9 protein-coding genes and 1 pseudogene are annotated in these 11680 nt (G+C 72.8%); 1 reads left to right on the top strand and 9 read right to left on the bottom strand.

The genetic code is table 11. From position 1 onward, the window contains the following. Nucleotides 1–28: 28 nt before the first annotated feature. Nucleotides 29–982 carry an aldo/keto reductase gene (locus ACIQWA_RS22140; protein ID WP_402484896.1) on the bottom strand — a complete coding sequence of 318 codons (954 nt, stop codon included), beginning with the start codon at nt 980–982 and terminating at the stop codon, nt 29–31. Nucleotides 983–1137: 155 nt separating this feature from the next. Here ACIQWA_RS22140 and ACIQWA_RS22135 point away from each other — a divergent pair, with 155 nt between their 5' ends. After that, complete coding sequence (locus tag ACIQWA_RS22135) at nt 1138–1341, top strand: hypothetical protein (protein WP_360227253.1); 204 nt, start codon at nt 1138–1140, stop codon at nt 1339–1341. A gap of 54 nt (nt 1342–1395) precedes the next feature. Here the strand turns inward: ACIQWA_RS22135 and ACIQWA_RS22130 are convergent, their stop codons facing one another. From ACIQWA_RS22130 to ACIQWA_RS22095, 8 genes and pseudogenes are all read right to left on the bottom strand, one after another. Beyond that, a complete protein-coding gene (locus ACIQWA_RS22130) occupies nt 1396–2385 on the bottom strand; it encodes an endo alpha-1,4 polygalactosaminidase (protein ID WP_402484894.1) in 990 nt (329 codons plus the stop codon). Nucleotides 2386–2407: 22 nt separating this feature from the next. Continuing rightward, nucleotides 2408–3103, bottom strand: a complete 696-nt coding sequence (locus tag ACIQWA_RS22125; RefSeq protein ID WP_402484891.1) for a spherulation-specific family 4 protein — start codon at nt 3101–3103, stop codon at nt 2408–2410. After that, on the bottom strand, nt 3100–4017 hold the full coding sequence (locus ACIQWA_RS22120) for an NAD(P)-dependent oxidoreductase (protein ID WP_360227244.1): 918 nt from the start codon (nt 4015–4017) through the stop codon (nt 3100–3102). The genes ACIQWA_RS22125 and ACIQWA_RS22120 overlap by 4 nt, the downstream gene beginning before the upstream one ends. Before the next feature lie 125 nt (nt 4018–4142). Beyond that, a pseudogene (locus tag ACIQWA_RS22115) lies at nt 4143–4844 on the bottom strand (NDP-sugar synthase); the annotation flags it as partial. Between the two features lie 73 nt (nt 4845–4917). Beyond that, nucleotides 4918–5910, bottom strand: coding sequence for an SDR family NAD(P)-dependent oxidoreductase (locus ACIQWA_RS22110; RefSeq protein ID WP_402484888.1), 993 nt, complete (start codon nt 5908–5910; stop codon nt 4918–4920). Nucleotides 5911–5990: 80 nt separating this feature from the next. Next, entirely contained in the window at nt 5991–7544 is a 1554-nt protein-coding gene (locus ACIQWA_RS22105) for a hypothetical protein (RefSeq protein WP_402484886.1), read from the bottom strand. After that, nucleotides 7541–9055, bottom strand: a complete 1515-nt coding sequence (gene pelF / locus ACIQWA_RS22100) for a GT4 family glycosyltransferase PelF (protein ID WP_402484884.1) — start codon at nt 9053–9055, stop codon at nt 7541–7543. The genes ACIQWA_RS22105 and pelF overlap by 4 nt, the downstream gene beginning before the upstream one ends. A 114-nt stretch (nt 9056–9169) precedes the next feature. Further along, nucleotides 9170–11545 (bottom strand): hypothetical protein, encoded by a 2376-nt coding sequence (locus ACIQWA_RS22095; RefSeq protein ID WP_402484881.1) that lies wholly within the window; start codon nt 11543–11545, stop codon nt 9170–9172. Nucleotides 11546–11680: the final 135 nt, after the last annotated feature.

Genomic DNA, 11680 nt, shown 5'->3' with positions numbered 1-11680 from the left:
CACGCCGCTGTCGGGGGCCGGTGCGTGCTCAGGCCGAGGCGGTGGTGAGGAGGGCGGTCTGGGCGGGGGTGAGGGTGAGGGCGCCGGCGGCGAGGAGCGGGGGGAGCTGGTCGACGGTGCGGGCGCTGGCGATGGGGGCGGCGACGGTGGGGCGGGCGGCGAGCCAGGCGAGGGCGACGGTGGCGGGCTCGACACCGTGCTCGGCGGCGACGGTGTCGAGGGCCGCCAGGACCTTGGGGCCGCGCGGCTCGGCGAGGTAGCGGGCGGCGCCCTCGGCGCGGGCGCTGTCGACGCCCGGGCCGCCCGGGCGGTACTTGCCGGTGAGGAAGCCGGAGGCGAGCGCGTAGTAGGGCACGGTGGCGAGGCCGTGCTCGGCGACGACCTCGGCCAGCGGGCCCTCGAAGGTGCCCCGGGACACCAGGTTGTACTGGGGCTGGACCGCGACGTACTTGGCCAGGCCCTCGCGCTCGGCGAAGGACAGCGCCTCGGCGAGCCGCTCGGCGGAGATGTTGGAGGCGGCGACCGCCCGGACCTTGCCCGCGCGGACCAGCTCGTCCAGGGCCGTCACGAACTCCTCGACCGGGGTGTCGTCGTCCCGGTGGGTGTAGTAGAGGTCGATGTGGTCGACGCCCAGGCGGCGCAGCGAGCCCTCGACGGAGGACTTGATGGTGGCCGCGGCCAGGCCGGTCGCCTTGGGGTGGCTGCCGACCTTGGTGGCGATCACGATGTCGTCGCGGTTGCCCCGGCTCCGGAGCCAGTCGCCGATCACCGTCTCGGACTCGCCGCCGGCGTTGCCGGGGGCCCAGGCGGAGTAGACGTCGGCGGTGTCGACGAAGTTGCCGCCGGCGGCCGCGTAGGCGTCCAGCACGGCGAAGGACTGCTGCTCGTCGGCCGTCCAGCCGAAGACGTTGCCGCCGAGGCAGAGCGGGTGGACGGACAGGTCGGAGGTGCCGAGGCGGACCCGGCTCTGGTTTCCGGTCATGTCCGCAGTCAACCAGGCCCGTGCGGTGGGTTGTTCCGTCCGTCACACGGATTTCACGATCCGGTCGGACCGCCGTCGCACGCGCGGGTGGCGGGTTCGCCCGGGGAGGGGTCCGGGGTGTGCCTGAGGTGGGCGGATTCGTTAGAGTCCGTGCCATGGCTGACAACGACTACGACCCCGCCGGTAGCACCCAGATGTTCCGGGCGTTCGTCGACGAGAGCCCGGCGCGTCAGGCACCGGGCTCCGTCTCCACCTACGGCAGCAGCAAGACCGGCGGCAGTCGCACCGGCGTGATCGCGCTGATCGCCGTCGTCGCCCTGGTCGTCCTGGGCGCCGTCGTCTGGCTGGCGGTCAAGTGACCCTCGCGCGGGTGACCCCGGTGAGGGTCACCCGCGCGGCGGGGAGCACCGGCCTCAGCAGGGCTTGCGCCAGGCGTTGAGGTCGAGCTTCTTCTGCATCGAACTGAATCCCAGGGCCTTGGTCCTGGCGCAGAACTGATCCGTGTCGAGCTTGTACTCGACGTGGAAGACCGCCTTGCCCGCCTTCACGAAGGGCGCGACCCGGTCGCACTCGTCGAACTGCGAGCACTCCTCGTTGACCGCGAAGTCGAAGTCCGGCAGCAGGGCGGGGATCTGGTCCAGGTCGTTCTTGAGGCCGATGGCGAGGCCGCGTTCGTGGGCGAGCTGGGCCAGCATCCGGTTGTACTTGATCTGGTCGTCCGGGGTCAGCGGGAAGCCGCTGTTCTGGTTGTAGGCCTCGATGGTGTCCGGCTCGACGGCGTCGAAGCCCTTGCTCCTGCACATGTCGAAGCGGGCCGCCATCAGTGGCCGCAGCTGGTCGAGCTTGCGGATGTCGAACCACTTCTCGCCCTTCCAGCCGGTGTCCGAGCCCTGCAGGGTCTTGGCGAAGGCGGCGGAGTCGGGGCGGAAGTCCTCCCAGGAGCCGGCGTTGATGTAGCAGATCACCTTGCGGCCCTTGGCGTGCAGCGCGGCGACCACCGAGGCGTCGTTCTCGAAGCCGTCGATGTCGTAGACCGGCACGTCCACCGACTGGTCCACGGGGCCGCCGCCGAGCTGCCACTGCCAGGTCAGGCCCGGGGTGGGCTGCCAGCGGGCGCCGGCCGGCGGCGGGGTGGTGGTGCCGGGCGGGGTGGTGCCCGGGGCGGTGGTGCCGCCGGGGGTGCCCGGGGCCGAGGTGGTGCCGGGGTCACCGGGCGTGCCGGGGGTGCTGGGCGAGGCGGTGCCGGGGGTGCTCGGCGCGCTGGCCGTGGGCGAGGCGCTCTGGGTGCCGTCGGCCGAGTCGTTGTCGTCCTCCGAGCCCGAGCTGCTGCACGAACTGACCAGCAGGGCGGTGACGGTGGCGAAGGCTATGGCGGCGGGCAGCAGCCGGGTACGGCGGTTCACGGTAGTCGAACTCCGGATCGGGTCAGGTCAGTTCAGCGGCGGTCAGGCCGTGCGGCAGGGTGCGCCAGGGGTTCTCCCCGGCGCCCGGTACGGCGCAGCCGACGCCGGCTCGCCGGGCGGCGATCAGTGCGGAGGCGTCGCGGGCGGACTCGGCGGGGACGTCGTAGACCAGGTGGCAGAAGCGGGAGGCCGCGTGGCGGCCGGTCCACAGCGGCAGGGTCATGGCGCGGTACGCGTCCCAGTCGCCCTCGAAGGTGACCAGCAGGTCGGCCAGGCCGACCTCGGCGTACGCCGGGTCCGGGTGCTCGCCGTGGCCGAACACCACGGTGCCGCAGCCCGCCGCCCGGGCCGCCGTGGCGAGGCGGCGGTAGTGCGCCAGCGCGCCCGGGTGGGTGGCCACCTGGTCGAAGTACACGCCGGTGATGCCGTGGCGCTGACGGTACGTCAGGATGTCGGCGACCACGGCGGCGTGGGGCCGGCGGCCGTAGTCGGTGTCGGCGTAGCCGACCAACGGCAGCCCGGCGGCGCGGAGTTCCTCGGCGGCATCGGCGAAGACGTGGTCCGGAACCTCGCCGGGACCGTCCGCGAGGTTGATCACCACGGCGGAGATCCGGGCGGGGTCGGCGGCGGCGACCGCCTGCCAGGCCGCCGGGTCCACCGCGGGGTGGACGTACAGCGGCACCAGCAGGCGGCCGTCGGGGGTGGTCCCGGCGGTCATGCGACCACCGGGGTCGGCGTCGGCTCGGCGGTGCTGAGCCAGAGGTCGCGCAGGGTGTCGGCGAGCCCGGTCTCCGGGTGCCAGCCGAGCTCCCGGGCGGCGGCCGAGACGTCGGCCTGCTGCCAGGAGACCGCGGCCGACCGCTCGGAGCCCGCCCCGCTCTCGTCGATCCGGCCGGTGAAGCCGGACGCCGCGACCAGGCCCTCGGCGATCGCCCGGACCCGCTGGGCCCGGCCGGAGGCGAGGTTGAGCACCCTGGGGAGCGGGCCCTCGGCGGTGACGGCCAGGCCGACCGCCCGGGCGATGTCCCGGGCGTCCACGAAGTCCCGGTAGGCGGAGAGGTCCCCGACCGTGACCACGGCGTCGGCGCCCTCGGGCGCCGCCCGGCGCAGTTCGGCCGCCAGCCGGCCGGGCAGCGAGCCCGCCGGGGCGCCCGGGCCGACCGGGTTGAACACCCGCAGCACCACCGCGTCCAGCGGTGAGCCGGCCACCGCGAGGGAACCGGCCAGCTTGGTCGCGCCGTACACGCCGACCGGACGGGCGTCGGCCTGCTCGGAGAGCGACTCGCCCTCCGCGCAGACGCCGTACTCGCCGGCCGAACCGACGTGCACCAGACGGGCCTTCGGGGCGCCCAGGGCGAGCGCCTCGCAGAGCACCGCCGGTCCGCGGGCGTTCACCTCGGCGAGCTTGACCGCGCTGCCGGCCACCGCGCCGGCGAAGTTGACCACCACGTCGGGGGCCAGCGCGGCCAGTTCCTCGCCGAGCGGGCCGGCCTGGGCGGTGCCCAGGTCCAGCCGGAGGTCGTGGGTGGGCCGCCGGCCCGCGGTCAGCACGGTGGCCCCGGGCAGTGACCGCAGGACGGCGGTGGCGTGACGGCCCAGGAAGCCGTCGCCGCCGAGCAGCAGGATTCTCACGCGGCCCGTCCGTCGCTCTCGGCGCCCGCGGCGGCGGGCTGCTCGGCCGAGTCGTCCGGGGCGGTGCGGGCGGCCGGGAGCGGCAGTTCCGCGACGCCCGGCACGGTGCCGTCCGACTCGAAGGGCATCAGGACCGGGCGGATCGTGGAGAACTCGGCGTTCGCCCGGTCGTAGTCGTCCGGGCGGCCGATGTCCAGCCAGTAGCCGCCGAAGTCGTACGCGGCCGGCGGGGTGTCGGCGGCCAGCAGGTCGAGCACCAGCTCGTCGAAGCCCAGCGGCAGACCCGGGGTGTACTTGGCGAGCGCCGAGCGGGAGACGCCGTACACGCCCATCGAGACCCGGTAGTCGATGCTGGGCTTCTCCTGGAAGCCGGTGATGGTGCCGGAGTCGGTGGTCAGCACACCGAAGTCGATCTTCACCTGGCGGGCGTAGGTGGCGATGGTCAGCGGGGCGCCGGACGTCTCGTGGTGCTTGAGCACCCCGGCGAAGTCCAGGTCGGTGAGGATGTCGCCGTTCATCACCAGGAAGTGCTCGGGCAGGCGGTCCTGCATGGTGAGCAGCGGGCCCATGGTGCCGAGCGGGCTGTCCTCGACGGCGTAGCCGACCCGCAGGCCCCACTGGGCGCCGTTGCCGACGTAGGCGCGGATGATGTGGCCGAGGTGGCCGATGGCCAGGGTGACGGTCTTGAAGCCCGCGGCGGCGAGCTGGCGCATCACGATCTCCAGGATCGCGTGCTGGTCGCCGATCGGGACGAGCGGCTTGGGAAGCGCGGTGGTGTACGGGCGGAGGCGAACGCCCTTACCGCCGGCCAGGATCACTGCGTGCATGGTGTTTCCCCCACGGAAAAGGTGTGTAGGACACGAACCTCGGTTACCGGGACGAGCAAGATCGTTTCGGCGGTCAGACGTTGTAGATGTCGGTCTTGTAGCGGGCCAGGTTGGCCGGGTCGCGGAAGAACTCGATGGTCTGCTCCAGGCCCTGCTCCAGCGTGAACCGCGGCGCCCAGCCGGTGGCCGTGCGCAGCCGGGTGGCGTCCGCGACCAGGCGCATGACCTCGGAGTTGGTCGGACGGATGCGCTGCTCGTCCTCCTTCACCACCAGGTCCACGCCCATCAGCTTGCCGACCAGGGTGACCAGGTCGCCGACCGAGATCTCGCCGCCGGTGCCGGCGTTGAAGGTCCGGCCGACCACGGTCTCGGCGGCCGCGGTGCCCACCGTGCGGAAGGCGTTGGCGGTGTCCTTGACGAACGTGAAGTCGCGGGTCGGGCGCAGGTCGCCCAGGGTGATCTCGGTCTGGCCGGCCGCGACCTGGGCGATCACGGTCGGGATGACGGCGCGCATCGACTGCCGCGGGCCGAAGGTGTTGAACGGGCGCAGGGTGACGACCGGGGTCTCGAAGCTGGCGTGGTAGCTGTCGGCCAGCCGGTCCCCGCCGGCCTTGGAGGCGGCGTACGGGGACTGGGTGTTGATCGGGTGGTCCTCGGTGATCGGCACGGTCTGCGCGGTGCCGTAGGTCTCGCTGGTGGAGGTGTGCACCAGGCGCGGGATCTCCTGGTGGCGCACGGCCTCCAGGACGTTCAGGGTGCCGGTGACGTTGGTGTCCACGTACGAGTGGGGGGCGCGGTAGGAGTACGGGATCGCGATCAGGGCGGCCAGGTGGTAGACCGCCTCGGTGCCCTTGACCAGGCCGTTGACCGAGCCCGGGTCCCGGACGTCGCCGAGCACGATCTCGACCGAGTCCAGCACCTCCGGCGCCAGGGTCTCCAGCCAGCCGAAGGAGGAGAAGGAGTTGTACTGGACCATCGCGCGGACGTGGTGCCCGTCGGCGACCAGGGTCTCGACGAGGTGGGAGCCGATGAAGCCTTCGGCTCCGGTAACCGCGACGCTGCTCATGCGTTTTCGCTTTCTCGTTTTCGGGGGCTGCCGGACGTCTGAGCACGGCCGGCCGGTGGTGCCTCGGAGGAGGCGGACTATCAGCGGTGTTGGGTGGTGCGGCCGAGCGCGGGCCCGGCGGTGGCGGTGAGGACGAGGGCGGCCGCCCCGCAGCCGATCAGCTGCAGGACGATCGGGTCCGCACCGGTCAGCAGCCCGACGCTCTCGGCGGTCGCGGCGGCCAGACAGATGAGGGCGGTGCTCCAGCTGAACCCGAAGGCGTTCAGCAGCAGCGCCAGCCAGAGCGAGCCGCCCAGGAGCAGCATCGCGCCCAGCTGCGGCACGCCGAGCGACGGGGCGCCCGGCCACAGCACGGTCGCGGCGGCGTCCAGCGCGGCCACGGTGGTGAGGTAGATGAACAGGCAGCCGAGCAGGATCCCGCCGGTGCGGCGGGTGAACTGCCCGGTGGTGTGGCTGGTGCGCAGCGCGGCCACGGCCATCGCCCGGTAGCGGAACAGCAGCCACTCGGCGAGGCCCAGGCTGAGCGTCAGGGCGATCATGGCCGGGCCGGTCGGGGTGGTCCGCACCTCGTGCACGGCGTGCGCTCCGTGGGCCGCGGCGTGCACCGCGGGGCCGGCGGCCCGTACGGCCTGGTGGATGGTCTCGCCGAGCCCGGCGATCAGCGTCAGCGCGCCGCAGGCCAGGCCGAACAGCAGGTGCGGGACCTCCTGGCGGATCGGCAGCCGCAGCTCCACGCCGTCCCGTTCGCCGCCGCGGGCCGCGACCAGCAGCTCCCGGACGGCCAGGCCGACCGCGAGCACCACCGAGGCGAGCAGCACCACCGTCCGGACCAGCTCCGGCACGTCGACGGCCAGCACCACGCCCGCGCCGACCGAGGCCGGGGCGAGCGCCAGCAGCAGGAACTTCTCCCGCCCGAGCACCAGCAGTGCGGTGGCGGCCGCCAGGTAGCAGGACTGGCCCGCGGCGAACCACAGGGCGCCCAGCGGACCGCCGACCACGTACGCGGAGGCGGCGGCCAGCAGCGCGCCGACCGGTGCGCCGACGGCCAGGCAGACCGCGGCGTCCCGGCGGCGCAGCCGGCTCAGCCAGCGGTACGCGCGGTGCGCCAGGGCCTGGTTGAAGCCCCAGCTGACCAGCGTGGCGATGGACAGCGCGAGCATGCCCGAGGGCAGGCCGAAGCGCATCCGGGTGGTCGCGAACAGGTTGGCGCCGAGCAGGTAGCCGAGCCCGGGCAGGGCGAACACCAGGCCGCGCACCACGCAGCGCCAGGGGTCGGCCCGCCAGGGGTTGGCGAACTCGGAGCTCGGGCCGGGGTAGCGGCGCTCGACCTTCTCGAACAGCTCCTCGGCGACGGTGAACGCGTCGGGGCGGCCGTACAGCAGCGCGGCCTGCTCGTCGGAGAGGCCGTCGGACTCCAGGAAGGCCGCGATCTCGTACGGGTGGACGGCGTCGGCGCAGACGTCGCGCAGGCGCTCGGCCAGTTCGTCCAGCGGGTCCTCGGAGAGGTCGAGCTGCTCAGCGGGGTCGGGCTCGGCCGACGGGGCGGGGCGGCGGCGCTTCAACGGCAGGGTGCGCAGCTGCATCGTCCGCTCGGCGCCGCCCTCGTCGGGGACGAGGCGGATCGGACCACTCATGCCGTTACCTCGCTGGGCTCGGGACGGGCGGCGGCCAGCTGCTGGTCCCAGTCCGGGCTGGGGGCGGCGTCGGTGACGGCGACCATGCCGCCGGGCATCCAGCGGGAGGTGCCCAGGAGTTCGGTGTAGATGCCCCGGAACCCGTCGATGTTCTGGCGGAGCGTGAACTGCTCGATGACCCGCAGCCGGGCGCCCTCGCCGAGCCGGGCGCGCCGCGCGGGGTCGCGCAGCAGCTCGATCGCGGCGGCCGCCATCGGCTCGGGCTCGCGCGGCGGGACGACCAGTCCGGTGTCGCCCACCGCCTCGCGCACGCCGCCGACGTCGGTGGAGACGGTCGCGCGGCCGCAGGACATGGCCTCGATCAGGGTGAACGGGAAGCCCTCGCTGATGCTGGAGAGCATCACCACGTTGCCCGCCGCGTACGCGTCGGTGATGTCGGCGACGCGGCCCTCGAAGGCCACCGAGTCGGCGATGCCGAGCTCGGCGGCCAGGGCTATGCAGCCGTCCCGGTACGCCTCGCCGCCCTTGGGGGTGCCCCCGAAGAGCCGCAGCCGCGCCTCGGGGATCTCCTGGTGGACGAGGGCGAAGGCCCGGATCAGCGTCTCCAGGTCCTTGATCGGGTCGACCCGGCCGGCCCAGCTGAGGGTCGGCGTCTCGGGTTCCGGCCCGGCGGGCGGGAAGGCGGCCGGGTCCACGCCGTTGTAGACGGTGCGGATGTGGTGGGACGGGGTGCCGCCGCGCTCCTCCCAGCGCCGGTTGTACCGGTTGCCGGGGGTGACCAGCGCGGCCTGCCGGTAGCTCTCCTCGGCGAGCATCCGGTAGAAGCCGAGCAGCAGGGCCTTGACCGGCCAGCGGTACGGGCCGGTGCGGTAGCCGAGGTAGCGCTCGCGCAGGTAGATGCCGTGCTCGGTGAGCAGGAACGGTACGCCGTACTGCTGGGCGGCGATCAGCCCGGGCAGGGTGGCGAGTCCGCCGCTGGCCGCGTGGGCGACGCCGTCGGTGGGCGGGTCGACCGAGAGCGGCCGGAGCGCGTGCTCCAGGAGGTCGGTGGCGTTCAGCGCGTCGTGCAGGGTGGGCCGGGAGACCGCGGTGGGCAGGTAGTCGCGGGTCCACACGTGCTGGAGGGTGCGCAGGGCGCGCTCGCTGCGCAGCGCCGGGCTGAGCAGCCCGCGCCGGGCGAGGTCGGCGAAGCCGTACAGCTCGGTGCCGAAGTGGGTGGTGTAGACCGGGTCGAGGATGGAGTGCAGGAAGCGCTCGTACGCGTTGAGGAAGCGGCGCATCTCCTTGCCGCGCGGCGCCCGGGCCTCGGAGGCCGGACCCCACAGGGGTGCGGTGGTGACCGACCGTACGTTGGCGGGCAGCTCCCAGGCCAGCGGTTCCTGGCCGGTTCCGGTGACGGCGATGACGTCGAAGTCGACGTCCGGCATGCCCTGGACGAGCTGGTCGCACCAGACGCTCACGCCGCCGTGCTGGTGCGGGTACGTCCCCTCGGTGAGCAGGGTGACGCGCATCTCCTGTCCCCCCTCCTGTTCTTGCGTCGGTTGTCCGGCCTGGGTGGCCGGAGCGGGAGCCGTGGCGGGGCCGGGCCGGGCGACCGGCCCGACCCCGCGACGGGATGCTACGGATTACCGGTTGCCGGAGCGTCCGGTGGTGGTGGTGCTGCCGTGCGAGGCCGTCCCCCCAGAGGCCTTGCCGGAGCCGTTCTGGCCGTTGCCGGCCGGGGCACCGTTGCCCTGGGTCTTCGCGCCCTGGACGACGTCCTTGCCGGGCACCGGGGTGCCGCTGCCGGGGACGAGCGACTGGGCGGGCTTGCGGGTGACATCACCCGGGCCGGCCGGGACGGGCGTGGCGACGCCCTGCGGCACGACCTTCTTGTCCGCCGGCGCCGGTGCCGGGACGGACTTGGCGGCCACGCTCGGGGCGACGGCGGCCGGGGCGGCCGGCGCGCTGCCGGACGGCAGCTGCAGGGTGATGCCGCTCTGCAGGGCGCCCGGGGACACCCAGCCAGAGAGCGTACCGGCGTAGGACGAACCGAAGGCGGCCGTACCGATGGCCATCTTCTGAGCAGTTCCGGTCGGCATGGTGGCCTGGACCTGAACACCGGCGGGCGCGTTCACCGTGACGGTGTTGCCGATCCTGTAGGCGGTGACCTGGCCGGCGGCGACCGCCGTGTTCCAGGCCGCGCGCTTCTGGAACTCCTGGCCGATCTCGCGCTCGCCGAGGTTCACGATCGGGGCGTTGTCGGCGAACAGCGAGCGGTAGCTGCCGAGGATCTTCTCCAGCACCGGGTACAGGATGCGGTCCTCGGAGAGGTTCGACTGGTGCACGAAGTGCGGGCGCGGGTCGTTGCTCAGCACGTGGCCGAGGTCGATCCGGGCCTCCAGCGGCACGATGTACGACTGGTAGCCGGTGGTGGTGTCCAGCGGCGCGGGCAGGCAGGTGGAGTTGGCGTTGTTCTCGCAGACGCCGCTGCCGCCGTTGGCCTTGCTGGTGTAGATCCAGTTGTACTCGTCGGCCTCCTCCTTCGCCGAACCGGCGTTGTAGAAGACGTTCATCGGGTACCGCGGCACGGTCAGCGTGGACGAGCCGACGGCCCGCTGGGCGGGCTCGCGGGAGGCGTCGCTGCCGGTGAACCTGATGCCGTTGGCGGCCAGCGCCGGCGCCAGGTTCGGGTTGTCGCTGGTCTCCTGCGGGGCGGTGAGCAGACCGGAGTGCTCACCGGTGACGAGCACCTGCGGGTCGACCTTGAGGCCGTTGGCGGTGGCCCAGTCGAAGTTCTGCTTGATCTGGGTGGAGATGGTGTTCTGGTCGGTCCAGACGGTGTTGCCGGACGCGTCCTTGGTGCACTTCCACGGGACCACCGAGACGTCCTGCACGCAGCCCAGGTAGGGGTGGGTGTAGGTGTGGTTGACCCAGCGGTAGCTGTTCTGGTCGGTGATCATCTGGGTGGCGGTCGGGTCCACCGTGGTCTGGTGGTCGGACTTCCAGTCCTCGCTGCCGCCGCCGTTGAACACCATGTCCAGGGTGAAGTTGTTGGCGGTCTGCCACTGCTTGAGGTACTGCGCGTCGGCGGGGGTCATCCGGATCGGGTTGGCGGTGTCCGGGGTGCCGGGCGGGCAGGTGACGTCGCCGGGGGTGCACTTGAGCGCGGTGTCCCAGCGGTCGTCGGCCAGGAACACGTCGTCGACGTGGGTGGCGAAGTAGTTGCGGTCGTAGCCGAGGTGGACGCCCTGGGTGATCCAGTCGACCATGCCGCGGGCCAGCAGCCGGTACTGCTGCTGGTACTGGTTGTAGACGAAGGTGACGACCAGTTCCTTGCGGCCGTCGTGGGTGTACTCACCGACCAGCGAGCCGCGGCTGGTCGAGGCGGGTATCGCCGCGTCGACCAGCGGGACGAAGGAGGCGCCGGACGGCAGGTTGGCGAGCGGGGTCGCCAGGTAGCCGTAGCTCTCGCCGACCTTCGGGTCGTTGTCCTCGAACGGCACGCTGCCCTTGAGGTACCCGAACGGGCCCGAAGTTCCGGCCGTGGTGGTGGCACCCTGGATTCCGTCGAGGGTCCCGACGAATCCCGGATTCTGGGCGTAGTTCAGGCCGACGGCCGGGCTGGCCCAGGTGTAGGCGTCGATCTGCCGGACGTTGAAAGCCGCTTCGTAGGTGGCGATCGCGGCCATCTCGGCGGCGCTGTTCGGGAAGGGGTTTTCGTTGGGCAGCACGATGCCCTGGTACTTGCCCCGGGGCAGCCCGTTCACCGTGTCGCTCAGGAAAGCGGCGTTGATGACGGGGCGGTTGGTGTCATTGAGGCTGACGACCTTGTACGGCGTCCCCTGGCTCTTGAGCTCGGCGGTGATCGCCGCGACCGACGGGCCGCCGTCGTCGATGACCAGGATGGTGAGGTCGATCCTGGGTGGCGTGGTGTCGCCGTGGGCCAGGGTCGTCTGCAGGCCGCTGGCCAGCAGAACTGCCGCTGCGCAAGCGGCGACTCTTCGGGTCGCTCGACCCATGTCTGATCCTCCCCTTGGGTCAGGCGCCGCGCTGCTTCGGCGCTCGCCTGCCCGTGTAGCTGTTCGCGGGCAGCAGGCTGCCCGGCGCCCATCCTGGTCGAGGGTCGGCAGTCCGGGGGACCAATTGGGCGACAG

Source organism: Kitasatospora sp. NPDC098652 (assembly GCF_044760155.1).
Lineage (GTDB): Bacteria > Actinomycetota > Actinomycetes > Streptomycetales > Streptomycetaceae > Kitasatospora.
This window is presented reverse-complemented; position numbering and strand designations above follow the sequence as displayed.